General features: G+C 48.3%; 17 protein-coding genes and 2 pseudogenes. 11 read left to right on the top strand and 8 right to left on the bottom strand.

Annotated elements, in window-relative coordinates; genetic code table 11:
* Nucleotides 1-28 precede the first annotated feature (28 nt).
* From comS to KXZ66_RS01970, 5 genes and pseudogenes are all read left to right on the top strand, one after another.
* Nucleotides 29-169, top strand: coding sequence for a competence protein ComS (comS, locus tag KXZ66_RS22480; protein WP_010886404.1), 141 nt, complete (start codon nucleotides 29-31; stop codon nucleotides 167-169).
* Nucleotides 115-7,644, top strand: a pseudogene (gene srfAB, locus KXZ66_RS22485) (surfactin non-ribosomal peptide synthetase SrfAB); the annotation flags it as partial. The gene comS and the pseudogene srfAB, both read left to right, overlap by 55 nt.
* Before the next feature lie 36 nt (nucleotides 7,645-7,680).
* Complete coding sequence (gene srfAC / locus KXZ66_RS01960; RefSeq protein WP_165634612.1) at nucleotides 7,681-11,508, top strand: surfactin non-ribosomal peptide synthetase SrfAC; 3,828 nt, start codon at nucleotides 7,681-7,683, stop codon at nucleotides 11,506-11,508.
* Between the two features lie 28 nt (nucleotides 11,509-11,536).
* Nucleotides 11,537-12,265 (top strand): surfactin biosynthesis thioesterase SrfAD, encoded by a 729-nt coding sequence (gene srfAD / locus KXZ66_RS01965; RefSeq protein WP_015252839.1) that lies wholly within the window; start codon nucleotides 11,537-11,539, stop codon nucleotides 12,263-12,265.
* A 100-nt stretch (nucleotides 12,266-12,365) separates the two neighbouring features.
* Nucleotides 12,366-13,592, top strand: a pseudogene (locus KXZ66_RS01970) (MFS transporter).
* 14 nt (nucleotides 13,593-13,606) lie between these two features.
* Here the strand turns inward: KXZ66_RS01970 and KXZ66_RS01975 are convergent.
* Together KXZ66_RS01975 and KXZ66_RS01980 are read right to left on the bottom strand one after the other, a co-directional pair.
* Nucleotides 13,607-14,164, bottom strand: a complete 558-nt coding sequence (locus KXZ66_RS01975; RefSeq protein WP_165634613.1) for a YcxB family protein — start codon at nucleotides 14,162-14,164, stop codon at nucleotides 13,607-13,609.
* A gap of 53 nt (nucleotides 14,165-14,217) precedes the next feature.
* Nucleotides 14,218-15,156, bottom strand: coding sequence for a DMT family transporter (locus KXZ66_RS01980; protein ID WP_041336873.1), 939 nt, complete (start codon nucleotides 15,154-15,156; stop codon nucleotides 14,218-14,220).
* A gap of 123 nt (nucleotides 15,157-15,279) precedes the next feature.
* Here KXZ66_RS01980 and KXZ66_RS01985 point away from each other — a divergent pair, with 123 nt between their 5' ends.
* Nucleotides 15,280-16,614, top strand: a complete 1,335-nt coding sequence (locus tag KXZ66_RS01985; RefSeq protein ID WP_125121459.1) for an aminotransferase-like domain-containing protein — start codon at nucleotides 15,280-15,282, stop codon at nucleotides 16,612-16,614.
* Here KXZ66_RS01985 and KXZ66_RS01990 read toward each other — a convergent pair.
* The 6 genes from KXZ66_RS01990 to bsdA form a co-directional block, all read right to left on the bottom strand.
* Nucleotides 16,609-17,283, bottom strand: coding sequence for a 4'-phosphopantetheinyl transferase (locus tag KXZ66_RS01990; RefSeq protein ID WP_032726545.1), 675 nt, complete (start codon nucleotides 17,281-17,283; stop codon nucleotides 16,609-16,611). The genes KXZ66_RS01985 and KXZ66_RS01990 overlap by 6 nt on opposite strands.
* Nucleotides 17,284-17,387: 104 nt before the next feature.
* Nucleotides 17,388-18,035, bottom strand: coding sequence for a YczE/YyaS/YitT family protein (locus KXZ66_RS01995; RefSeq protein WP_014475783.1), 648 nt, complete (start codon nucleotides 18,033-18,035; stop codon nucleotides 17,388-17,390).
* A gap of 319 nt (nucleotides 18,036-18,354) precedes the next feature.
* Nucleotides 18,355-19,098 carry a cystine ABC transporter ATP-binding protein TcyC gene (gene tcyC / locus KXZ66_RS02000; RefSeq protein WP_003234543.1) on the bottom strand — a complete coding sequence of 248 codons (744 nt, stop codon included), beginning with the start codon at nucleotides 19,096-19,098 and terminating at the stop codon, nucleotides 18,355-18,357.
* A gap of 13 nt (nucleotides 19,099-19,111) precedes the next feature.
* Nucleotides 19,112-19,816, bottom strand: coding sequence for a cystine ABC transporter permease TcyB (gene tcyB / locus KXZ66_RS02005; protein ID WP_003234541.1), 705 nt, complete (start codon nucleotides 19,814-19,816; stop codon nucleotides 19,112-19,114).
* On the bottom strand, nucleotides 19,803-20,609 hold the full coding sequence (gene tcyA, locus KXZ66_RS02010; protein WP_032726543.1) for a cystine ABC transporter substrate-binding lipoprotein TcyA: 807 nt from the start codon (nucleotides 20,607-20,609) through the stop codon (nucleotides 19,803-19,805). The genes tcyB and tcyA overlap by 14 nt, the downstream gene beginning before the upstream one ends.
* Before the next feature lie 115 nt (nucleotides 20,610-20,724).
* The gene (gene bsdA / locus KXZ66_RS02015; RefSeq protein WP_003234533.1) at nucleotides 20,725-21,597 is read right to left on the bottom strand and encodes a transcriptional regulator BsdA; all 873 of its coding nucleotides are present in this window, start codon (nucleotides 21,595-21,597) and stop codon (nucleotides 20,725-20,727) included.
* A gap of 89 nt (nucleotides 21,598-21,686) precedes the next feature.
* On the opposite strand from bsdA, the gene KXZ66_RS02020 reads away from it, so the two are divergent.
* The 5 genes from KXZ66_RS02020 to KXZ66_RS02040 all read left to right on the top strand — a co-directional run bounded on the left by KXZ66_RS02020 (nucleotide 21,687) and on the right by KXZ66_RS02040 (nucleotide 25,341).
* Nucleotides 21,687-22,301 carry a non-oxidative hydroxyarylic acid decarboxylases subunit B gene (locus tag KXZ66_RS02020; RefSeq protein ID WP_014478815.1) on the top strand — a complete coding sequence of 205 codons (615 nt, stop codon included), beginning with the start codon at nucleotides 21,687-21,689 and terminating at the stop codon, nucleotides 22,299-22,301.
* Nucleotides 22,302-22,303: 2 nt separating this feature from the next.
* The gene (bsdC, locus tag KXZ66_RS02025) at nucleotides 22,304-23,725 is read left to right on the top strand and encodes a phenolic acid decarboxylase BsdC (protein ID WP_003240157.1); all 1,422 of its coding nucleotides are present in this window, start codon (nucleotides 22,304-22,306) and stop codon (nucleotides 23,723-23,725) included.
* A gap of 16 nt (nucleotides 23,726-23,741) precedes the next feature.
* Nucleotides 23,742-23,969 (top strand): phenolic acid decarboxylase subunit BsdD, encoded by a 228-nt coding sequence (gene bsdD / locus KXZ66_RS02030; RefSeq protein ID WP_010886405.1) that lies wholly within the window; start codon nucleotides 23,742-23,744, stop codon nucleotides 23,967-23,969.
* Nucleotides 23,966-24,430, top strand: coding sequence for a pyridoxamine 5'-phosphate oxidase family protein (locus tag KXZ66_RS02035; protein ID WP_219144770.1), 465 nt, complete (start codon nucleotides 23,966-23,968; stop codon nucleotides 24,428-24,430). Before bsdD ends, KXZ66_RS02035 begins: the two co-directional genes overlap by 4 nt.
* A gap of 65 nt (nucleotides 24,431-24,495) precedes the next feature.
* Nucleotides 24,496-25,341: an alpha/beta fold hydrolase gene (locus KXZ66_RS02040; RefSeq protein WP_077671296.1), complete on the top strand. Its 846-nt coding sequence runs from the start codon at nucleotides 24,496-24,498 to the stop codon at nucleotides 25,339-25,341.
* Nucleotides 25,342-25,374 lie beyond the last annotated feature (33 nt).

Genomic DNA, 25,374 nt, shown 5'->3' on the forward strand with positions numbered 1-25,374 from the left:
GAGAACGAAAGCAAGGAGGAGCAGACGTTTGAACCGATCAGGCAAGCATCTTATCAGCAGCATTATCCTGTATCCCCGGCCCAGCGGAGAATGTATATCCTCAATCAGCTTGGACAAGCAAACACAAGCTACAACGTCCCCGCTGTACTTCTGCTGGAGGGAGAAGTAGATAAAGACCGGCTTGAAAACGCGATTCAGCAATTAATCAACCGGCACGAAATCCTCCGTACATCGTTTGACATGATCGACGGAGAGGTTGTGCAAACCGTTCATAAAAACATATCGTTCCAGCTGGAGGCTGCCAAGGGACGGGAAGAAGACGCGGAAGAGATAATCAAAGCATTTGTTCAGCCGTTTGAATTAAACCGCGCGCCGCTCGTCCGTTCGAAGCTTGTCCAGCTGGAAGAAAAACGCCACCTGCTGCTCATTGATATGCATCATATTATTACTGACGGAAGTTCAACAGGCATTCTAATCGGTGATCTTGCCAAAATATATCAAGGCGCAGATCTGGAACTGCCACAAATTCACTATAAAGATTACGCAGTTTGGCACAAAGAACAAACTAATTATCAAAAAGATGAGGAATACTGGCTCGATGTCTTTAAAGGCGAACTGCCAATACTGGATCTTCCCGCGGATTTCGAGCGGCCAGCTGAACGGAGCTTTGCGGGAGAGCGCGTGATGTTTGGGCTTGATAAGCAAATCACGGCTCAAATCAAATCGCTCATGGCAGAAACAGATACGACAATGTACATGTTTTTGCTGGCGGCGTTCAATGTACTCCTTTCCAAGTACGCGTCACAGGATGATATCATTGTTGGCTCGCCGACAGCTGGCAGAACACATCCTGATCTGCAAGGTGTGCCGGGTATGTTTGTCAACACGGTGGCACTCAGAACGGCACCAGCGGGAGATAAAACCTTCGCGCAATTTCTTGAAGAGGTCAAAACAGCCAGCCTTCAAGCATTCGAGCACCAGAGCTATCCGCTTGAGGAGTTGATTGAAAAGCTTCCGCTTACAAGGGATACAAGCAGAAGTCCGCTGTTCAGCGTGATGTTCAACATGCAGAATATGGAGATTCCTTCATTAAGATTAGGAGATTTGAAGATTTCCTCGTATTCCATGCTTCATCATGTTGCGAAATTTGATCTTTCCTTGGAGGCGGTCGAGCGTGAAGAGGATATCGGCCTAAGCTTTGACTATGCGACTGCCTTGTTTAAGGACGAGACGATCCGCCGCTGGAGCCGCCACTTTGTCAATATCATCAAAACGGCCGCGGCTAATCCGAACGTTCGGCTGTCTGATGTAGATCTGCTTTCATCTGCAGAAACGGCTGCTTTGCTAGAAGAAAGACATATGACTCAAATTACCGAAGCAACCTTTGCCGCTCTTTTTGAAAAACAGGCCCAGCAAACACCTGACCATCCTGCGGTGAAGGCTGGCGGAAATCTGCTGACCTATCGCGAGCTTGATGAACAGGCGAACCAGCTGGCGCATCATCTTCGTGCCCAAGGGGCCGGAAATGAAGACATCGTCGCGATTGTTATGGACCGGTCAGCTGAAGTCATGGTATCGATTCTCGGTGTCATGAAGGCGGGGGCAGCTTTCCTTCCGATTGATCCTGATACACCTGAAGAACGAATCCGTTATTCATTAGAGGACAGCGGAGCAAAAATTGCGGTCGTGAATGAAAGAAACATGACGGCTATTGGGCAATATGAAGGGACAATCGTCAGCCTTGATGACGGTAAATGGAGAAATGAAAGCAAGGAGCGCCCATCATCCATTTCCGGGTCTCGCAATCTTGCATACGTCATTTATACGTCCGGTACGACCGGAAAGCCAAAGGGCGTGCAGATTGAGCATCGTAATCTGACAAACTATGTCTCTTGGTTTAGTGAAGAGGCGAGCCTGACGGAAAATGATAAGACTGTATTGCTTTCATCTTACGCATTTGACCTTGGCTATACGAGCATGTTCCCTGTACTTCTGGGCGGGGGCGAGCTCCATATCGTCCAGAAGGAAACCTATACGGCGCCGGATGAAATAGCGCACTATATCAAGGAGCATGGGATCACATATATCAAGCTGACACCGTCTCTGTTCCATACAATAGTGAACACCGCCAGTTTTGCAAAAGATGCGAACTTTGAATCCTTGCGCTTGATCGTCTTGGGAGGAGAAAAAATCATCCCGACTGATGTTCTCGCCTTCCGTAAGATGTATGGACATACCGAATTTATCAATCACTACGGCCCGACAGAAGCAACGATCGGCGCCATTGCCGGGCGGGTTGATCTGTCTGAGCCGGATGCATTTGCGAAACGCCCGACAATCGGACGCCCGATTGCGAATGCCGGCGCGCTTGTCTTAAATGAAGCATTGAAGCTTGTGCCGCCGGGAGCGAGCGGACAGCTCTATATCACGGGACAGGGGCTTGCGAGAGGGTATCTCAACAGGCCTCAGCTGACAGCCGAGAGATTTGTAGAAAATCCATATTCGCCGGGAAGCCTCATGTACAAAACCGGAGATGTCGTACGAAGACTTTCTGACGGTACGCTTGCATTTATCGGCCGGGCTGATGATCAGGTGAAAATCCGAGGCTACCGCATTGAGCCGAAAGAAATTGAAACGGTCATGCTCAGCCTCAGCGGAATTCAAGAAGCGGTTGTACTAGCGGTTTCCGAGGGCGGTCTTCAAGAGCTTTGCGCGTATTATACGTCGGATCAAGATATTGAAAAAGCAGAGCTCCGGTACCAGCTTTCCCTAACACTGCCGTCTCATATGATCCCTGCTTTCTTTGTGCAGGTTGACGCGATTCCGCTGACGGCAAACGGAAAAACCGACAGAAACGCTCTGCCGAAGCCTAACGCGGCACAATCCGGAGGCAAGGCCTTGGCCGCACCGGAGACAGCGCTTGAAGAAAGTTTATGCCGCATTTGGCAGAAAACACTTGGCATAGAAGCCATCGGCATTGATGACAATTTTTTCGATTTAGGCGGCCATTCATTAAAAGGGATGATGCTGATTGCCAACATTCAGGCGGAATTGGAGAAAAGCGTACCGCTTAAAGCACTGTTCGAGCAGCCGACTGTTCGCCAGCTGGCGGCTTATATGGAGGCGTCTGCCGTTTCAGGCGGCCATCAAGTCCTCAAACCGGCTGACAAGCAGGCTATGTATCCATTGTCATCCGCCCAGAAACGGATGTACGTGCTCAATCAGCTTGACCGCCAGACGATAAGCTACAACATGCCATCTGTTCTTCTAATGGAAGGAGAGCTTGATATTTCGCGCCTGCGCGACTCACTCAATCAGCTTGTGAATCGTCACGAATCATTGCGGACGTCATTTATGGAAGCCAATGGTGAGCCTGTTCAGCGCATCATTGAGAAGGCGGAGGTTGATCTTCATGTGTTTGAAGCCAAAGAAGACGAAGCGGACCAAAAGATTAAGGAATTTATCCGGCCATTCGACTTAAACGACGCACCGCTCATTCGCGCAGCTTTGCTTCGAATAGAAGCGAAAAAACATTTGCTGCTTTTAGATATGCATCACATCATCGCAGACGGCGTCTCAAGAGGCATTTTTGTAAAAGAATTGGCGCTGCTTTACAAAGGAGAACAGCTTCCGGAGCCGGCGCTTCATTATAAAGATTTCGCCGTTTGGCAAAATGAAGCTGAGCAAAAAGAACGGATGAAGGAGCATGAGGCGTATTGGATGTCGGTTCTTTCTGGCGAGCTGCCAGAGCTTGATCTCCCGCTCGATTATGCCCGTCCGCCTGTGCAAAGCTTTAAAGGAGATACGATCCGTTTCCGTACGGGAAGTGAGACGGCAAAGGCGGTAGAAAAACTGCTTGCGGAAACCGGAACGACCTTGCACATGGTGCTCCATGCTGTTTTCCACGTCTTTTTAAGCAAAATTTCCGGACAGCGGGATATCGTCATCGGCTCCGTTACTGCCGGCCGGACGAATGCTGATGTTCAGGACATGCCGGGAATGTTCGTCAATACACTTGCCCTGAGAATGGAAGCGAAAGAACAGCAAACATTTGCGGAGCTTTTGGAGCAAGCAAAGCAGACGAACCTGTCAGCGCTTGAGCATCAGGAGTATCCGTTTGAAGATCTGGTTAATCAGCTTGATCTCCCTCGGGATATGAGCCGAAACCCATTGTTTAATGTGATGGTGACGACAGAAAACCCTGATAAAGAACAGCTTACATTGCAAAATCTGAGCATTTCACCTTATGAGGCTCATCAGGGAACTTCTAAGTTTGATCTGACACTGGGCGGATTTACTGATGAAAATGGCATTGGCTTGCAGCTCGAATATGCGACAGATCTGTTCGCGAAAGAAACAGTTGAAAAATGGAGCGAATACGTTCTGCGGCTACTAAAGGCTGTTGCGGATAACCCGAACCAGCCGCTTTCCAGCCTGTCACTTGTCACAGAGACAGAAAAGCAAGCACTTCTTGAGGCATGGAAGGGCAAAGCGCTGCCTGTGCCGACAGACAAAACGGTTCATCAGCTATTCGAAGAGACTGTCCAGTGCCACAAAGACTGTCCGGCTGTCACATACAACGGCCAGTCTTGGACGTACGGCGAGCTGAATGCGAAGGCAAACCGTCTCGCGCGGATTCTGATGGACTGCGGCATCAGCCCGGATGACCGCGTCGGCATTCTCACGAAGCCGTCGCTTGAAATGTCCGCCGCGGTGCTCGGCGTCTTGAAAGCCGGAGCGGCGTTTGTGCCGATTGATCCTGACTACCCGGATCAGCGGATTGAGTATATTTTACAGGACAGCGGCGCGAAGCTTCTCTTGAAACAGGAAGGCATTTCAGTGCCGGACAGCTTTACGGGAGATGTCATTCTTCTCGACGGAAGCCGCACGATTCTAAGCCTGCCGCTTGATGAAAACGACGAGGGAAATCCAGAGACGGCTGTAACTGCGGAGAACTTGGCGTACATGATTTACACGTCTGGAACGACCGGACAGCCGAAGGGTGTCATGGTCGAGCACCATGCGCTTGTGAACCTGTGCTTCTGGCACCACGACGCGTTCAGCATGACAGCGGAGGACCGCAGTGCGAAGTACGCAGGCTTTGGGTTCGACGCTTCCATTTGGGAGATGTTCCCGACCTGGACGATCGGTGCTGAACTTCACGTCATTGATGAAGCGATCCGCCTCGATATCGTCCGCCTGAACAATTACTTCGAAACGAACGGCGTAACGATCACGTTCCTGCCGACACAGCTTGCGGAACAGTTCATGGAGCTTGAGAACACATCACTTCGCGTCCTCTTGACCGGAGGAGACAAGCTGAAGCGCGCAGTGAAAAAGCCGTACACACTCGTCAACAACTACGGACCGACAGAAAACACGGTCGTTGCCACAAGCGCAGAAATCCATCCGGAGGAAGGCTCGCTTTCCATCGGACGGGCGATCGCCAATACGAGAGTATACATCCTCGGCGAGGGCAATCAGGTGCAGCCGGAAGGCGTAGCCGGAGAGCTTTGCGTGGCGGGGCGCGGACTGGCACGAGGCTATCTGAATCGAGAAGACGAAACCGCGAAGCGGTTTGTCGCTGATCCGTTTGTGCCGGGTGAGCGCATGTACCGCACCGGCGATTTGGTGAAATGGACGGGCGGCGGCATCGAATACATCGGCCGGATCGACCAGCAGGTCAAGGTTCGCGGCTACCGGATCGAGCTCTCAGAAATTGAAGTCCAGCTCGCCCAGCTTTCTGAGGTGCAGGATGCGGCAGTGACGGCTGTCAAAGATAAAGGCGGCAACACAGCGATCGCGGCGTATGTCACACCGGAAACAGCTGACATAGAAGCACTGAAATCAGCACTAAAGGAAACCCTGCCGGATTACATGATCCCGGCGTTCTGGGTGACGCTGAACGAGCTTCCGGTTACGGCAAACGGCAAAGTGGACCGCAAAGCCTTGCCTGAGCCGGACATCGAAGCGGGAAGCGGAGAATACAAAGCGCCGACGACCGACATGGAAGAGCTGCTTGCCGGCATCTGGCAGGACGTGCTTGGAATGTCTGAAGTCGGTGTCACCGACAATTTCTTCTCGCTTGGCGGAGATTCCATCAAAGGAATTCAAATGGCGAGCCGCTTGAATCAGCACGGCTGGAAGCTGGAAATGAAAGATCTCTTCCAGCATCCGACGATCGAAGAGCTCACCCAGTACGTAGAGCGTGCCGAAGGCAAACAGGCAGACCAAGGCCCGGTGGAGGGCGAAGTCATCCTGACGCCGATCCAGCGCTGGTTCTTTGAAAAGAACTTCACGAACAAGCACCACTGGAACCAATCGGTGATGCTTCACGCCAAAAAGGGCTTTGATCCTGAACGGGTGGAGAAAACATTGCAGGCGCTGATCGAGCATCATGACGCGCTTCGTATGGTTTACCGTGAGGAGAACGGAGAGATCCTGCAAGCATATAAACCAATCAGCGAAAGCAAAGTCAGCTTTGAAATCGTGGATCTGTACGGCTCCGATGAAGAGATGCTGAGAAGCCAGATTAAAATTCTCGCGAACAAGCTGCAGAGCAGTCTCGATCTGCAAAACGGGCCGCTTCTAAAGGCGGAGCAATATCGCACAGAAGCTGGGGATCACCTGCTCATTGCTGTACACCATCTCGTGGTCGACGGTGTGTCATGGCGGATTTTGCTTGAAGATTTTGCTTCAGGCTACATGCAGGCTGAGAATGAAGAGAGCCTTGTCTTCCCGCAAAAAACAAACTCCTTCAAGGACTGGGCGGAAGAACTGGCGGCATTCAGCCAATCAGCGCATCTTTTACAGCAGGCTGAATACTGGTCGCAAATTGCCGCTGAACAGGTTTCTCCTTTACCGAAGGATTGTAAAACAGAGCAGCGGATCGTCAAGGATACATCATCCGTCCTATGTGAATTAACGGAAGAAGACACGAAGCATCTTTTAACAGATGTTCATCAGCCATATGGAACTGAAATCAACGATATTCTTCTCAGCGCGCTCGGTTTGACAATGAAAGAATGGACAAAGGGGGCCAAAATTGGCATTAACCTTGAGGGACACGGCCGGGAGGACATTATCCCGAATGTGAATATCTCCAGAACGGTCGGCTGGTTTACGGCACAATACCCTGTTGTGCTCGACATATCTGACGCAGATGCCTCGGCTGTGATCAAAACAGTCAAAGAAAACCTGCGCCGCATTCCGGACAAAGGTGTTGGCTACGGCATTCTTCGTTATTTCACAGAAACAGCGGAAACAAAGGGCTTCACACCGGAGATCAGCTTCAACTATTTGGGCCAATTCGACAGTGAAGTCAAAACCGATTTCTTTGAACCGTCCGCTTTCGATATGGGGCGCCAAGTAAGCGGAGAATCAGAGGCGCTGTACGCTTTAAGCTTCAGCGGCATGATCAGAAATGGCCGGTTTGTGCTTTCCTGCTCCTACAATGAAAAGGAGTTTGAAAGAGCCACGATTGAAGAGCGAATGGAACGGTTTAAAGAAAACCTCCTGATGTTAATCCGCCATTGCACGGAAAAAGAAGACAAGGAATTCACACCAAGCGACTTTAGCGCTGAAGACCTTGAAATGGACGAGATGGGAGATATCTTTGACATGCTTGAGGAGAATTTAAAATAAAACGCAAGGGAATTACAGAAGGCGGGAGCGAAACATATGAGTCAATTTAGCAAGGATCAGGTTCAAGATATGTATTACCTATCGCCGATGCAGGAAGGGATGCTTTTTCATGCCATCCTGAATCCCGGCCAAAGCTTTTACCTTGAACAAATCACGATGAAAGTAAAAGGCAGCTTGAATATCAAATGTCTTGAAGAAAGCATGAATGTGATCATGGACCGGTACGATGTATTTCGTACCGTGTTCATTCACGAAAAAGTAAAAAGACCTGTCCAAGTCGTATTGAAAAAACGGCAGTTCCATATAGAAGAAATCGATCTGACACACTTAACGGGCAGCGAGCAAACAGCCAAAATCAATGAGTACAAAGAACAGGATAAGATCAGGGGTTTTGATTTGACGCGGGATATTCCGATGCGGGCAGCCATTTTCAAGAAAGCTGAAGAAAGCTTTGAATGGGTGTGGAGCTACCACCACATTATTTTGGACGGATGGTGCTTCGGCATCGTCGTACAGGATCTATTTAAGGTATACAATGCTCTGCGCGAACAAAAGCCGTACAGCCTGCCGCCCGTCAAACCGTATAAAGACTACATCAAGTGGCTTGAAAAGCAGGATAAACAAGCATCGCTCCGCTACTGGCGCGAGTACTTGGAGGACTTTGAAGGACAAACGACGTTTGCGGAGCAAAGAAAGAAACAAAAGGACGGCTATGAGCCGAAAGAGCTGCTCTTTTCACTGCCGGAGGCGGAAACAAAGGCCTTTACCGAGCTTGCAAAATCGCAGCATACCACTTTAAGTACGGCGCTGCAGGCAGTCTGGAGCGTATTGATCAGCCGCTATCAGCAGTCTGGCGATTTGGCCTTCGGTACAGTTGTTTCAGGGCGTCCCGCGGAAATCAAAGGCGTTGAACATATGGTCGGGCTGTTTATCAACGTTGTCCCGAGACGTGTGAAGCTGTCTGAGGGTATCACATTTAACGACTTGCTCAAGCAGCTGCAGGAGCAATCGCTGCAGTCTGAGCCGCACCAATATGTGCCGCTTTATGACATCCAAAGCCAGGCCGATCAGCCGAAACTGATTGACCACATCATTGTTTTTGAGAACTATCCGCTTCAGGATGCGAAAAATGAAGAAAGCAGTGAAAACGGCTTTGATATGGTGGATGTTCATGTTTTTGAGAAGTCGAATTATGATCTCAACCTGATGGCTTCCCCTGGAGATGAGATGCTGATTAAGCTTGCCTATAATGAGAATGTGTTTGATGAGGCGTTTATCCTGCGCTTGAAATCTCAGCTTCTCACAGCAATTCAGCAGCTCATCCAGAATCCGGATCAGCCTGTCAGCACGATCAACATCGTTGACGACAGGGAGAGAGAATTTTTGCTAACCGGCTTAAACCCGCCGGCTCAAGCTCATGAAACAAAGCCTCTGACGGATTGGTTCAAGGAAGCAGTGAACGTCAATCCGGATGCACCGGCGCTTACGTATTTCGGCCAGACCCTGTCTTATCGCGAATTAGATGAGGAAGCGAACCGCCTTGCACGCCGGCTGCAAAAACACGGTGCAGGCAAAGGCTCTGTTGTAGCGCTGTACACGAAGCGCTCACTTGAACTGGTGATCGGCATTCTCGGTGTATTAAAGGCGGGAGCAGCCTATCTGCCGGTTGATCCGAAGCTGCCAGAGGACCGAATCTCGTATATGCTGGCTGACAGTGCGGCAGCCTGTCTTCTGACGCATCAGGAGATGAAAGAACAAGCGGCTGAGCTGCCGTATACAGGCACAACGCTCTTCATTGATGATCAAACACGGTTTGAAGAACAGGCAAGCGATCCTGCAACCGCGATTGATCCTAATGATCCGGCATATATCATGTACACGTCCGGCACAACCGGAAAGCCAAAGGGCAATATCACCACTCATGCCAATATTCAAGGATTGGTCAAGCATGTAGACTACATGGCATTCTCTGAGAAAGATACATTCTTGTCTGTTTCGAATTACGCCTTTGACGCATTTACTTTTGATTTCTATGCTTCTATGCTGAATGCGGCACGGCTCATTATCGCAGATGAACATACGCTGCTTGATACAGAACGGCTCACAGATCTGATCCTGCAAGAGAATGTCAATGTCATGTTTGCGACAACCGCACTATTTAATCTTCTCACAGATGCGGGAGAGGATTGGATGAAGGGGCTTCGCTGCGTGTTATTCGGCGGAGAGCGCGCGTCTGTGCCTCACGTCAGAAAAGCGCTGCGGGTCATGGGGCCGGGCAAGCTGATTAACTGCTACGGGCCGACTGAGGGAACAGTGTTTGCGACAGCTCACGTCGTGCATGATCTGCCGGATTCCATCTCCTCATTGCCGATTGGAAAGCCGATCAGCAATGCCAGTGTTTATATTCTGAACGAGCAAAGCCAGCTCCAGCCATTCGGGGCGATCGGTGAACTGTGCATCAGCGGAATGGGCGTGTCAAAAGGGTATGTAAATCGTGCTGACCTCACGAAGGAAAAGTTTATCGAGAACCCGTTCAAGCCGGGAGAAACGCTTTACCGTACAGGGGATTTAGCGCGCTGGCTGCCGGATGGAACGATTGAATACGCCGGCCGTATTGACGACCAGGTCAAAATACGCGGACACCGGATTGAGCTTGAAGAAATCGAAAAGCAGCTGCAGGAATACCCAGGTGTGAAAGATGCGGTCGTTGTGGCGGACCGCCCTGAGTCTGGCGATGCATCAATCAATGCCTACCTTGTGAACCGAACGCAGCTTTCAGCTGAAGACGTGAAGGCGCACCTGAAAAAACAGCTTCCTGCTTACATGGTGCCGCAAACCTTTACCTTCTTGGATGAGCTTCCTTTAACGACGAACGGGAAAGTCAATAAACGGCTGCTCCCAAAACCTGATCAGGATCAGCTGGCGGAAGAATGGATTGGACCGCGGAACGAGATGGAAGAAACAATCGCACAAATATGGTCTGAGGTTCTCGGCAGAAAGCAAATTGGCATTCATGACGATTTCTTTGCGCTCGGAGGGCATTCCTTGAAGGCCATGACCGCCGCGTCCCGCATCAAGAAAGAGCTCGGGATTGATCTTCCAGTAAAGCTTTTGTTTGAAGCGCCGACGATCGCCGGCATTTCAGCGTATTTGAAAAACGGGGGTCCTGATGGCTTGCAGGATGTAACGATAATGAATCAGGATCAGGAGCAGATCATTTTCGCATTCCCGCCGGTCTTGGGCTATGGCCTTATGTACCAAAATCTGTCCAGCCGCTTGCCGTCATACAAGCTGTACGCCTTTGATTTTATTGAGGAGGAAGACCGGCTTGACCGCTATGCGGATTTGATCCAGAAGCTGCAGCCGGAAGGGCCCTTAACATTGTTTGGATATTCAGCGGGATGCAGCCTGGCGTTTGAAGCTGCGAAAAAGCTTGAGGAACAAGGCCGTATTGTTCAGCGGATCATCATGGTCGATTCCTATAAAAAACAAGGTGTCAGTGATCTGGACGGACGCACGGTTGAAAGTGATGTCGAAGCGTTGATGAATGTCAATCGGGACAATGAAGCGCTCAACAGCGAAGCCGTCAAACAAGGCCTCAAGCAAAAAACACATGCCTTTTACTCATACTACGTCAACCTGATCAGCACAGGCCAGGTGAAAGCAGATATTGATCTGTTGACTTCCGGCGCTGATTTTGACATGCCGGAATGGCTTGCATCATGGGAAGAAGCTACAACAGGTGCTTACCGTGTGAAAAGAGGCTTCGGAACACACGCAGAAATGCTGCAGGGCGAAACGCTAGATAGGAATGCCGGGATTTTGCTCGAATTTCTTAATACACAAACCGTAACGGTTTCATAAATGAAGTGATGAAAGGAGGAGACAGCCAATGAGCCAACTCTTCAAATCATTTGATGCGTCGGAAAAAACGCAGCTCATCTGTTTTCCGTTTGCCGGCGGCTACTCGGCGTCGTTTCGCCCTCTCCATGCTTTTTTGCAGGGGGAGTGCGAGATGCTCGCTGCCGAGCCGCCGGGACACGGCACGAATCAAACGTCAGCTATTGAGGATCTCGAAGAGCTGACGGATTTGTACAAGCAAGAACTGAACCTTCGCCCTGATCGGCCGTTTGTGCTGTTCGGACACAGTATGGGCGGAATGATCACCTTCAGGCTGGCGCAAAAGCTTGAGCGTGAAGGCATCTTTCCGCAGGCGGTTATCATTTCTGCAATCCAGCCGCCTCATATTCAGCGGAAGAAAGTGTCCCAACTGCCTGATGATCAGTTTCTCGATCATATTATCCAATTAGGCGGAATGCCCGCAGAGCTTGTTGAAAATAAGGAGGTCATGTCCTTTTTCCTGCCTTCTTTCCGATCAGATTACCGGGCTCTTGAACAATTTGAGCTTTACGATCTGGCCCAGATCCAGTCGCCTGTTCATGTCTTTAACGGGCTTGATGATAAAAAGTGCATACGAGATGCGGAAGGGTGGAAGAAGTGGGCAAAAGACATCACATTCCATCAATTTGACGGCGGGCACATGTTCCTGCTGTCACAAACGGAAGAAGTCGCAGAACGGATTTTTGCGATCTTGAATCAGCATCCGATCATTCAACCGTGATCAAAAGCGGACAGCTTCGGCTGTTCCGCTTTTTTTGTGTTGAATGCCAATTTTTGCATGGTACAATAGTCGAAATACTCAAATAAAGGCAGGTCGAAACATGCGCACGTCTCCCAGGATGAAATGGTTTGTATTGCTGTTTACGTTTGTTTTCGCCATCGGAATGAACTCATTCAGAAATTCCTTTCAATTTTTTATGCTGCCAATGGCAGATGCCTTCCATGCCGACAGGTCGCTGATTTCGGTTTCTGTCAGCATTTTTATGATCACAACCGGCATCGTCCAGTTTTTTGTCGGTTTTTTTATTGACCGTTTCAGTGTCAGAAAAATTATGGCGCTTGGAGCTGTCTGCATCAGCGCAAGCTTTTTGGTGCTTCCTTATTCACCGAATGTTCATGTGTTTTCCGCCATTTAAGGTGTGCTTGGCGGAATCGGCTATTCCTGCGCGGTCGGCGTGACGACCCAGTATTTCATCAGCCGTTGGTTTGACACACATAAAGGACTGGCGCTTGCTATTTTGACCAATGCCAACTCTGCGGGCCTGCTGCTTCTCTCGCCCATTTGGGCTGCGGCTCCGTATCATGCCGGCTGGCAGAGCACCTATACGATTTTGGGAATCGTCATGGCGGCTGTTCTGCTGCCGCTCCTCGTCTTTGGGATGAAGCACCCGCCGCATGCGCAAGCGGAGTCTGTGAAAAAATCTTATGATTGGCGGGGGTTTTGGAACGTGATGAAGCAATCCCGCCTCATTCATATCCTGTACTTCGGCGTGTTTACTTGCGGATTTACAATGGGAATTATTGATGCTCACCTCGTCCCGATACTGAAGGATGCGCATGTCTCTCATGTCAACGGAATGATGGCCGCGTTCGGGGCATTTATCATCATTGGCGGATTATTGGCGGGCTGGCTGTCAGATCTCCTCGGCAGCAGAAGCGTCATGCTATCCATCTTATTTTTCATTCGGCTGCTCAGCCTGATTTGCCTGCTCATTCCCATTCTCGGAATTCATCACAGCGACCTTTGGTACTTCGGGTTTATCCTGTTATTCGGGCTCAGTTACACAGGCGTGATCCCGCTGACCGCGGAGTCAATTTCGGAAAGCTATCAAACAGGATTGATCGGATCGCTGTTAGGCATCAATTTCTTTATCCATCAGGTTGCCGGAGCTCTCAGCGTGTATGCGGGCGGTTTGTTTTTTGACATGACTCATGATTATTTGCTGATTGTCGCTGTGTGCATCGTGTTTGTGGGTTTATCGGCTGTAATAGAGCTGGTGCCGTTTTTAGATAAACAGAAGGCAAAAGAAACTCACCATTCAATATAAAAGGATCAGCACTGTCAATGCTGATCCTTTTTAAATTTGAGTTTTTTTGTTCCGGTATTTTTAAGGATAATCTCCTTGAATCTGTTCATTTCCTCTTTGGAATGAAAAAAACGTTTTGGGATCGCAATATATTGGCCACTTGATGTATTGACCCTGAAGATATTTTTATATTCGAAAACAGCTGTGATTTCATCCCAATTGAAAATGAGGTCATATTTTTTAGAACATATACGAATTCCTTCTTGGTTCAGAGTATATGTTCTTTTAGATTTCATCCGTTCGTTCTTCTTGTATGCTTTGGAAAACTTCACATATAGAAGAAGGAGGAGCAGCAGTGTAAACAGAACTGACATCACGATAATCAACATACTGTTCATCAACAAGTTAAGCGCGTCACTGCCATAAACGATACGGGGCCATCCATTAATGAAGTTAACTGCAGCAAATATGGCGCAAAACAACAGAAAGTAAAAGCATGATATTTTTGCGATTTGATAAAAAAAGATTTCTCTTACATCCTTAAAAGCGATTTCTCCTGGAAGATTGATACTTTCACTAGCATATTGAATCATACGGTAAACCTACACCTCTAACCATGTTTTTCCTTTCAGTCTAGCATAATTTCTCATTTTTTCGCAGGCATACCAGGGCGCTTTGTTTTTTTCTCCAGATTGATATTGCTCCCCACCACGCCAATCATAATACAAACAGCCCCGGCAAGATGATACCAGGCCAGGCTTTCGTTGAGAATCACAACTCCTGCAATCATCGTCACAATGGTAGATACATGATTAAAAGCGCTCATTTTAAACGCCTCAATTCGCGACAGCGTATAGTTAGACAGAAATGAAGTGACAAGTGAAGACAGCACGCCCAAATACACAATGGCGAGAACGAAGCCGGGCTCCCGGAACGGCAGAAAATAAGTGCCGACTGTTCCCGCCGCTCCGTGACGCACAAGGGCGATGGCGTTGAAGACGACAAAGCCGATGGCTGACATGATGTAGGTGAGCTCGGTCAGCTTGAACCGCTGCGTCATTTTTCTGGCAGCAGTATTGTACATCGCTGAAGACAAAGCGGACAAAAGGATCAGCAAAGACCCTTTTAAGCTGGCTGATTCCACGTCAACGCCTTTCATCACAAAAATAAACATGACGCCGGCAACGGATAAAACTGTGAATCCCTTTTGCGTCCACGTTGGGCGTTCCTTTAAAACATAAGCGGCAAAGACCATCGTGAAAATCGGAATGGCTGCTTGAATAATTCCCGCTTCAGAGGAGGACGAGTACACAAGGCCGAATGCCTGAAAGCTGAAAAATAACGCGGGATACAGCAGGGCGAGCGGCAAAATGGCAATGACGTCCTTTACGCGGATTGATAGCTTTACCCAGCCGAATAAGATCGGTACAGTGGCCGCAGCAAACGCAATGGTGAACCGATGCGCCAAAATATCAAACGGCTCTGCTGTTTGCAGTGCGATTTTTACGAATAGAAAGGATAAACCGATAATGAACGAATATAAAATAGCCGCTATATAAGCGGGGGCTTGCTGATGTTTAACCATAATGGGAAGGGCTCCTTTACCTGAATTGCAGCGCCGGTCGCTCCCTTTATTGTATGGCCGCGGTCAGAACGGTACAATGAGAAAAACAATGAACTGTACCGGTACAAAACAGGGGGAGAAGGCATGGAGAAATATATGAGTCTAGTAACGAGGATAGAGGAGATGATGCAAAGCACCGCCTATCAAGAAGGAGACAGGCTTCCATCTATCCGTCAGCTGTCCGCCCGCTACCAAGTCAGCAAAAGCACAGTGATCCGCGCGCTGCAGGAGCTGGAAAAGCGCCACCTTATCTATTCTGTTCCGAAAAGCGGCTATTATATTGTGAAAAAGACAGGGAAATCAAGAAGCGGGCAGCCTGGCCCCATCGACTTTGCCACATCTGCGCCGGACCCAGATGTGTTTCCGTATCTTGATTTTCAGCACTGCATCAACAAAGCGATTGATACATACAAAAACGATTTGTTTATTTATGGGACGCCAAAGGGGCTTCCATCACTCATCCGCGTACTCCAAAAGCTCTTGGCCACTCAACAGGTATTTGCGGATGAACGGCATATTTTCATTACATCAGGTGTCCAGCAGGCGTTATCCTTGCTTTGTGCCATGCCGTTCCCAAATGGGAAAGAGAAGATCGCCATTGAACAGCCGGGCTACCATTTGATGGTCGAACAGCTTGAGACACTTGGGATTCCCGCCATCGGGGTGAAACGAACAGAAGAAGGGCTTGATATAGCCAAGGTTGAGCGGTTATTTCAAACAGAATCGATTAAATTTTTTTATACGATGCCGCGCTTCCATAACCCGCTTGGGTGCTCATTGTCAGAGCGTGATAAACAGGAGCTTGTGAGACTGGCAGAAGCGTATGATGTCTATCTCGTTGAGGATGATTACCTCGGTGATCTGGAGGAAAATAAAAAGGCAGATCCGCTGTACGCATATGATCTGTCCTCACATGTCATCTATTTGAAAAGCTTCTCGAAAATGATGTTCCCCGGCCTCCGCGTGGGGGCGGCTGTTTTGCCCGAAGCGCTGACTGACACGTTCTATGCGTACAAAAAACTGAACGACATCGACTGTTCGATGATTTCTCAAGCGGCATTGGAGATTTACCTGAAAAGCGGTATGTATGGCAGGCATAAGGAGAAAATCAGAGATTCTTATAAAGAGCGGTCGCTGAGGCTACATCAAGCCATTCGAACTCACAGGCAGCTGGGAAGCGGACGCTTTACGTTCTCCAGCGGGCAGGCACCCTGTATGCACACCCATCTGGTGCTTCCTCAGGATCTGCCCGCCTCAAGAGTGATTCATAGACTGAAAAAACAAGGGGTTCTCCTTGAGGCGATAGACCGTCATTATTTATCAGATTATCCGAAAGAAAATCTATTAAAAATCAATATTTCCAATGTGAAAACGGAAGATATTGAGCGCGGTGTCAAGCTGTTGATGAGCCATTTATAGAAGCTCTTCGTACGAGACCATTGTGATATCCTCAGGGAAATCAGGGTGTGCGGCGCATACAGCCATTTTGTAGCCGGGATCGACCTCATACGTTTTGATATAGCATGGGGAATGGCTGTCCGGAAGCTCAATGGATACTTGTCCGTCCTGGTGCAGGCGCACTGAAAAGGAATCAAGCGGAAGCGATAAGCCTTTGCCTTCCTGTTTGATAAAGCTTTCTTTCATTGACCATAGATGATAAAAATAGTCTGTCTGCTCGTCCTTGTCTTTTGCTAAAAGGTCGCTGTACTCTGTTTTTGAAAAGAAGCGCTTGGCGATCTCAAGGCTGATCGGTTTCGTTTTTTCGATATCTATGCCGATCGGCTGTGAATCAAACGCACCAATGACCCAGCGGCCGGAGTGAGAAATGTTGAAATGAGCGTCGGGAAGATCAGGGATGCACGGCTTCCCGTATTCCTGTGTGCTAAAGCGGATATCGGATTTGTCCAACTGATACTGCCTGCTTATGACTGAGCGAACGAGCACATCTCCCAGCAGGGTGCGGTGAGCATCTTCTTTATGATAAAATCTCCGGCATTTCTCCCGTTTTTCAGGTGATATGAAAGACATGAACCGTTCATTTTCTTCCTGTGAAAGCGGGCGGTCCATATAAATTCCGTAAATCTTCATTCTAGATCCTCCGTCTGCAAAAGATTGTCAAAACCATCCTATCATACTTCCACAAGACTCATATAGAGGAGAAAATAAAAAAACAAAGCCAAGGCGGCTTTGTTTTAGTGTACAGGCGGAGATGCTTTCACAGCGGCGGTCCGCCTTGCCACAGCATAATTCAGCAACTGGATTGACTGGGGCAATGAAAAGCGCAAAATAAGTCCGGTGAGGATGGCGGTCAAAATGGTGCCAAAACCGATCGGCCCGCCCATGCCCCATGCCGCAAACAAAATGGTTATTTCCATGCCGTTCCGCACCCATTGCACATTCCAGCCGGTTTTTTCTGTAATCAGCATCATCAGTGAATCACGCGGCCCCGCGCCAAGGCCTGCTGATACATAAACACCGACGCCGTAACCGATCAGCACCACGCCTAGAGAGAAGACGATGATCGAGCCTGTGTAGGTCGAGGGGGCAGGCAGAATGAAATTGAAAAAATCTATAAATACACCAATGAGCACCATATTCAGGAGGGCACCAATTTTCGGCCAAGCTCTCGTAAACAATGACGTGAATCCGACGATGAGCGCTCCAATAATGATGGACCACTGGCCGACGGTAAGCCCGAAGTGCTGAAACAGGCTGTAATGAAATGCATCCCACGGACTAATGCCGAGTGCTTTTCCTTCTATCGTCAGGGATACACCAAAAGCCAAAATGATCAAACCGGCAAAATAAAATGTCCAGCGCAGAACAAGTTCTTGCTTCACGTGAGGTCCCTTCTTTCGTAAAAATCAGTCGATTGTCATTGTAGCACATCTGACAGAAGGGCGGAATAGGCGAAAGGGGCTCAACAAAAAAACAGGGCCGCCGCGGGCGCCCTGTTTCAGCGTGTTGGCAAACCCTTGCATTCGTTGTCAGGCCTGTGCTTCGGTGCTCACGAATTTAACATTCGCTGTGCTCCAATGCTCGCCCTTCCTAGACTTCAAAGGTTTTCAATCACGCTGAAAATCACAAAATCCTAAAACGAAAATCGTTTTAGGATTTTGTCAATAATCTGAAACAGGGCGCTGGCGCCCTGTTTTCTTATTACAGCGGGTTCAAAATCCGGTTCAAGAACCGCTGTGTCCGTTCTTCTTTTGGTGCAGAGAAAATTTGCTCCGGCGGTCCTTGCTCCACGATAACGCCGCCGTCGATGAAGATGACTTCATCCGCAACTTCCTGCGCGAACTTGATTTCGTGGGTCACGACGACCATGGTCCAGCCTTCATTGGCCAAGTCCTTGATAACCTTCAGCACCTCTCCGACAAGCTCGGGATCAAGCGCTGAGGTCGGTTCGTCAAACAGCATGAGCTCAGGCTGAATCGCCAGTGCGCGGGCGATGCCGACGCGCTGCTGCTGGCCGCCGGAAAGCTGGAACGGATATAAATCCATTTTGTCCTTCAATCCGACTTTATCAAGAAGCTGAATCGCTTCTTTTCTGACTTCCTCTTTGTTCCGTTTTTGCACCTGAATAGGGCCCTCCATCACGTTTTCGAGGGCTGTGCGGTGCGGGAACAGGTGATACGCCTGAAACACCATTCCGGATTTTCGGCGAAGCTTTAGGATATCCGCCTGTTTCACCTTTTTAGAGAAATCGATGGAGAAATCATCAAATGCAAGCTCTCCGCGATTCGGGATCTCCAGAGCGTTCAGGCAGCGGAGCAGCGTCGTTTTCCCTGAACCTGAAGGCCCAAGTATGGCGATGACTTTTCCTTTTTCAATCTTCATATCTATCTTTTTTAAAATTTCATTTTCACCGAATGATTTGTTTAATCCTTTAACGGTAAGCATACTCGGAACCTCCTTATTTGGCCACGTAGCGGTCAAGACGCCGTTCGATGACATGCTGGACGAGTGAGAGCAGGAAGCAGATAATCCAATAAATAAAGGCTGCTTCAATATAGATCACTAAAATTTGATCAAGATTCCGCGCGCCGATTTCCTGGGCTTTTCTGAACAGCTCAGCGACCAGAATTTGAGAGGCGAGGGATGTATCTTTAATCAGGCTGATAAAGGTATTGGATAATGGCGGGATCGACACACGAAACGCCTGCGGCAAAATGACGCGGAACAGCGTTTTTTGATGTGTCATGCCAATTGTGTAGCCGGCTTCCCATTGCCCTTTCGGCACGGATAAAATAGATGCCCGAATGATTTCAGATGCATAGGCGCCGACGTTTAAAGAAAAGGCGATAACTGCGCTTGGAAATGGATCTAATGTGACGTTAAAGGCCGGGAACAGATAGAAAATGATGAACAATTGAACGAGAAGAGGAGTGCCGCGTATTGCGGATACGTATACGCTGAACACCCATCTCAAAGGTCTCACTTTCGACATTCTGGCAAGCGCCGTAATCAGCGCCAGGATCATTCCGAATATAAAGGAAAGAATCGTAAGGGGAATCGTATAGTAGATTCCCCCTGAAAGTATCGGCCAGAATGACTGCTGCACCAGATCCCACGGGATCGCCGTGCCAAGCGTCAATGCCGGCAGATTATTTAGAAACATCTTCGCCGAACCATTTTTTAGAAATTTTAGAAAGAGTCCCGTCCTCTTTCATTTCTTTTAATGCTTTGTTGACTTGATCAACAACCTCGCCGCTTCCTTTACGGAACGTGAAATATGTTGACTGAGGATCACCTGTTTCAAACGCGATTTTCACGTTTTTATTGCCAGATGTTTTTAAGTAGTTCAATACGGCAAGCTTATCGTTGTATGTCATATCGACGCGGCCTTGCTGGATCATTTGAAGGGCCTGCGCCATACCTTCAACGCCTTCTACTTTAGCGCCGGCATTTGTAGCTAATTTGTTGTAGTTGCTTGTCAGTGATTGAGCTGACGTTTTTCCTTTTACGTCTTTTTCAGACTTAATATCGTTGTTGTCTTTTTTCGTTACGACAACAGCTCTTGATGTTGTGTATTTATCTGAGAAATCATATTTGTCTTCACGATCTGTTTTTCCGACTTGGTTGGCAACAACGTCAAACCGTTTGGAATTCAGGCCGGCAAACATACTGTCCCACTGTGTTTCCTTAAAGTCGACTTTAAGCCCGAGGCGTTTTGCGACTTCTGTGATAACTTCGACATCATAGCCAGTCAGTTTATCAGTGTCTTTGTCGTGGTAAGTGAACGGCTCATATGTTCCTTCCGTTCCGACTGTGAGCACACCTTTTTTCTTAATTGAAGCCCAAAGATCACCATCTTTGGCATTATCTTTTGACTGATTGTCATTTCCTGCTCCGCAAGCTGCAAGAGCTGCAATACTTACGACCATGAATAAAGCCAATAATGCTTTTTTCATCTTATTCCCCACTTTTCTGGTTGATTTTATTGAAATAAAAAAATAGCTTACAAATCTAAAGGATAACTTTTTTTTAGTATGAGTCAAGTAATTGGTTTTCATAAGGCAAATTCTTTTAAAATAAATCCAAAAATTGCTGTGCCGGTTTAGGCAAATAACTGTCCGTTCTCCACATGACAGCCGGTGTCATAATGAAGGGATTATTTTCGATATGGACGGTGTGAACGTGATTTCTCATATGAACGGGAATCATTGTGACGGGCAAAATAGACGCACCGAATCCGGATGACACGAGGCTGAGCAAAGTTGCAGAGTCGTGGCATTCACAAACAATGCGCGGCTCCAGATTCAAACGATGAAATTCATTCATGACCTGATTATAGACGCCTTTTCCGTTGACAGGCCGCAGCAGGATCAGCGGAAATGAAGGAATGTCCTCCATCTTAATGGTGTCTCCGCACGGATATCCGGCTTCATCTGAAAGCACGAGCACACATGGAATGTCATCAAGCTGTTTGAATTGTACCGTGTCACTTTTGATCAGTGTTGTCGTGACCGCCGCATCGATTTGCCGGCTTTCCAGCAGTTCCAACAGTGTCGCGGGTTCATTTTCCCAAATATTAAAGGTGAGATGGGGGTATCTCTCTTTGATCTGTGTTACTTTTTCAAGCATCAAAGCCGCGCAATAAATCGTTGATCCCACGGCAAGTGTGCCGGCTACTTCCTCCTTCAGCTCCTGTACCTCAATGACTGCATCTTCAAACCTATGCAGAATCTCTTTTGCTCTTTTTAGAAAAACAGCTCCTTCATATGTAAGAGTCATTTGTTTTTTCTTGTTCCGGTCAAACAGAACAACACCAAGTTCGTCCTCCAGCTGTTTGAGCTGCCTGCTTAAAGGCGGCTGCGCCATGTGAAGCTTTTTGGCTGCGGACGTGATTTTCTGTTCTTGGGCAATGGTAATGAAGTATCGAAGCTGGCGAATGTCCAAAAGAAAGCGCCTCCTTATCATACCTTTTAGGTATTAAATATAGATTTAATAGATATTTTTCATATGGATATATCAGGAGTATGATTGAAATGAAAGCAGAATTCAAGCGTAAAGGAGGGGGCAAAGTGAAACTCGTTGTCGGAATGACAGGGGCAACAGGGGCCATTTTCGGGGTCAGGCTGCTGCAGTGGCTGAAGGCCGCCGGAGTGGAAACCCATCTCGTTGTGTCTCCTTGGGCAAACGTCACGATCAAACATGAAACAGGCTATACCTTACAAGAAGTAGAACAACTGGCCACATACACTTACTCACATAAGGATCAGGCGGCAGCCATTTCAAGCGGGTCGTTTGATACCGATGGAATGATTGTTGCGCCGTGCAGCATGAAATCTCTCGCAAGCATTCGCACCGGCATGGCGGATAATCTCCTGACACGTGCGGCGGATGTCATGCTCAAGGAGAGAAAAAAACTCGTCCTCTTAACGAGAGAGACGCCTTTGAACCAGATTCATCTCGAAAATATGCTAGCGCTTACGAAAATGGGCACCATCATTCTTCCTCCGATGCCGGCATTTTATAATCAGCCGAGCAGCTTAGAGGAAATGGTTGACCATATTGTATTCAGAACGTTGGACCAATTCGGCATTCGGCTTCCTGAAGCGAAGCGCTGGAATGGGATTGAAAAACAAAAAGGAGGAGCTTGATCATGGCTTATCAAGATTTCAGAGAATTTCTCGCTGCCCTTGAAAAAGAAGGACAGCTGCTTACAGTGAACGAAGAGGTAAAGCCGGAACCGGATTTAGGGGCCGCCGCACGGGCAGCCAGCAATCTTGGCGATAAAAGCCCCGCGCTCTTATTTAACAACATTTACGGCTATCATAACGCGCAAATTGCGATGAATGTCATCGGCTCTTGGCCAAACCATGCAATGATGCTGGGCATGCCGAAAGACACACCGGTAAAAGAACAGTTTTTTGAATTCGCAAAGCGTTATGACCAATTTCCGATGCCTGTCAAACGTGAGGAAACAGCGCCATTTCATGAAAATGAAATCACAGAAGATATCAATTTGTTCGATATACTGCCTCTTTTTAGAATAAACCAAGGAGACGGAGGCTACTATCTAGACAAAGCGTGTGTTATTTCCCGCGATCTTGAGGACCCTGACAACTTCGGCAAACAAAATGTCGGCATTTACAGAATGCAGGTCAAAGGAAAAGACCGCCTCGGCATTCAGCCTGTCCCGCAGCACGATATTGCAATCCATCTGCGCCAAGCTGAAGAACGCGGCATCAATCTTCCGGTCACTATTGCGCTCGGCTGTGAGCCGGTCATTACAACGGCGGCATCGACTCCGCTTCTCTATGATCAATCAGAATACGAAATGGCAGGTGCGATTCAAGGCGAACCATATCGCATCGTCAAATCAAAGCTGTCTGATCTTGATGTTCCGTGGGGCGCTGAAGTGGTGCTTGAAGGTGAGATTATTGCCGGAGAGCGCGAATATGAAGGGCCGTTCGGTGAATTCACAGGCCATTATTCCGGCGGACGCAGCATGCCGATTATCAAAATTAAACGCGTCTATCACAGAAACAATCCGATCTTTGAACATTTATACTTAGGCATGCCTTGGACAGAATGCGATTACATGATCGGCATTAACACATGCGTGCCGCTTTATCAGCAGTTAAAAGAAGCGTATCCGAACGAAATTGTGGCAGTGAACGCCATGTACACACACGGTTTAATCGCGATTGTTTCCACAAAAACCCGCTATGGCGGATTTGCGAAAGCGGTCGGCATGCGCGCACTCACAACGCCGCACGGACTCGGCTACTGCAAAATGGTCATTGTCGTTGATGAGGATGTCGATCCATTCAACCTTCCGCAGGTCATGTGGGCGCTTTCGACCAAAATGCATCCGAAACACGATGCGGTCATCATTCCGGACTTATCTGTCCTGCCGCTTGATCCGGGATCCAATCCATCAGGAATCACTCACAAAATGATTCTCGACGCCACTACACCGGTTGCGCCGGAAACAAGAGGCCATTATTCACAGCCGCTTGATTCTCCGCTAACAACGAAAGAATGGGAACAAAAACTAATGGACTTAATGAATAAATAAGGAAAGGATGTTCGAAATGCATACATGTCCTCGATGCGACTCAAAAAAGGGAGAAGTCATGAGCAAATCGCCTGTAGAAGGCGCATGGGAAGTTTATCAGTGCCAAACATGCTTTTTTACATGGAGATCCTGTGAACCGGAAAGCATTACAAATCCCGAAAAATACAATCCAGCGTTTAAAATTGATCCAAAGGAAACAGAAACAGCAATTGAAGTTCCGGCGGTGCCGGAACGAAAGGCTTGATCCGCGTGAACTGTATGTCAGACCGTCTCTTTGAGCTGCTTGACGGGAGCTGCCTGAATGAGAAGCAGCATGAGGCCTTCGTTCTGCAAACAGTATCAGAGGATGGCTGGCCGCATGCCGCTATGATCAGTGCAGGTGAAATCATCGCGCTGAGCCGAACTGATATCCGAATCGCTCTGTGGAAAAACACAATGACTTCGGCCAACATCCTTCGCACAGGAAAAGCACAGTTCACGGCGTGGTGGAAGGGAGCGGCCTATTATGTAAAGCTTGAATGCGCGCCTTTACCGTCTTTGAAAGATGCCGAATATGAAAGAGACCGTTTTTCCTGCCGCATCGTTTCATTGAAGGAGGACGTTGCGAAATACGCTGATTTGACTTCAGGTGTCCGTATACAGCTTCACAGCGCTGAAGAGGTGCTGAGCAGATGGGAAAAGACCCTGGAAGATTTAAAGCGGTAATATCGATAGCCTGACGCCATGCGTCAGGCTTTTTTTATATAATGAAAACAAAGGGGGCGTGAGAAATGGAACGTGCGGGGATCTGTCACTCGGACGGCTTTGATTTAGCTTATCGAATTGAGGGCGAGGGCGCACCCATCCTTGTGATCGGGAGTGCGGTTTACTATCCGCGCCTTTTTTCCTCAGATATCAAACAGAAATATCAATGGGTCTTTATCGACCATAGGGGATTTGCTAAGCCTAAGCGGGAGCTTCGTGCGGAGGATTCGAGGCTTGATGCCGTCTTGGCTGATATCGAAAGGATGAGAACATTTCTTCAGCTTGAGGATGTTACTATCCTGGGACATTCCGGGCACGCTTTTATGGCTTTAGAGTATGCCAGGACATATCCCAAACAAGTTCGGAAGGTGGCGCTCTTCAATACTGCGCCTGATAACAGTGAAGAAAGACAGCGAAAAAGCGAATCATTTTTCATGGAAACAGCCAGCCTTGAGAGAAAGAAACACTTTGAAAAAGACATCGCGAATTTGCCGCAGGACATCGACAAAGATCCTAAAAGGCGCTTTGTGCACATGTGTATTCGCGCTGAAGCGAAAAGCTTTTATCAAGAGCGGCCGCATGCAGCTGCCTTATGGGATGGCGTATTCACGAATATGCCGATCATTGATGAATTATGGGGCAATACATTTGCCCAGATTGATCTTATTCAGCGGTTAGCTGATGTTCGTATGCCGGTGTATATCGGATTAGGGAGATATGATTATTTGGTTGCACCCGTTTCGCTATGGGATGCTGTTGACGATTTATATCCCCATGTGGATAAGGTTATTTTTGAAAAGAGCGGCCATCAGCCGATGCTGGAAGAACCGGAAGCCTTTGATCAAAGCTTCAGCAAATGGCTGGATCAATAAAAAAACAGCCCGCAGATCAAAATCCGCGGGCTG

Origin of the sequence: Bacillus sp. LJBS17 (assembly GCF_019334685.1) — a bacterium.
In the GTDB taxonomy this organism is placed as follows: Bacteria; Bacillota; Bacilli; order Bacillales; family Bacillaceae; genus Bacillus; species Bacillus subtilis.

What these genes read in the sequence shown, in the direction of transcription:
- bsdD (WP_010886405.1), top strand. Translation starts at nt 23,742, where the DNA reads ATGCATACATGTCCTCGATGCGACTCAAAAAAGGGAGAAGTCATGAGC.
- KXZ66_RS01985 (WP_125121459.1), top strand. Translation starts at nt 15,280, where the DNA reads ATGGAGAAATATATGAGTCTAGTAACGAGGATAGAGGAGATGATGCAA.
- tcyA (WP_032726543.1), bottom strand. Translation starts at nt 20,609, where the DNA reads ATGAAAAAAGCATTATTGGCTTTATTCATGGTCGTAAGTATTGCAGCT.
- tcyB (WP_003234541.1), bottom strand. Translation starts at nt 19,816, where the DNA reads ATGTTTCTAAATAATCTGCCGGCATTGACGCTTGGCACGGCGATCCCG.
- KXZ66_RS01975 (WP_165634613.1), bottom strand. Translation starts at nt 14,164, where the DNA reads ATGATTCAATATGCTAGTGAAAGTATCAATCTTCCAGGAGAAATCGCT.
- srfAD (WP_015252839.1), top strand. Translation starts at nt 11,537, where the DNA reads ATGAGCCAACTCTTCAAATCATTTGATGCGTCGGAAAAAACGCAGCTC.
- KXZ66_RS02040 (WP_077671296.1), top strand. Translation starts at nt 24,496, where the DNA reads ATGGAACGTGCGGGGATCTGTCACTCGGACGGCTTTGATTTAGCTTAT.
- srfAC (WP_165634612.1), top strand. Translation starts at nt 7,681, where the DNA reads ATGAGTCAATTTAGCAAGGATCAGGTTCAAGATATGTATTACCTATCG.
- KXZ66_RS01990 (WP_032726545.1), bottom strand. Translation starts at nt 17,283, where the DNA reads ATGAAGATTTACGGAATTTATATGGACCGCCCGCTTTCACAGGAAGAA.
- bsdC (WP_003240157.1), top strand. Translation starts at nt 22,304, where the DNA reads ATGGCTTATCAAGATTTCAGAGAATTTCTCGCTGCCCTTGAAAAAGAA.
- tcyC (WP_003234543.1), bottom strand. Translation starts at nt 19,098, where the DNA reads ATGCTTACCGTTAAAGGATTAAACAAATCATTCGGTGAAAATGAAATT.
- KXZ66_RS02020 (WP_014478815.1), top strand. Translation starts at nt 21,687, where the DNA reads ATGAAAGCAGAATTCAAGCGTAAAGGAGGGGGCAAAGTGAAACTCGTT.
- KXZ66_RS01980 (WP_041336873.1), bottom strand. Translation starts at nt 15,156, where the DNA reads ATGGTTAAACATCAGCAAGCCCCCGCTTATATAGCGGCTATTTTATAT.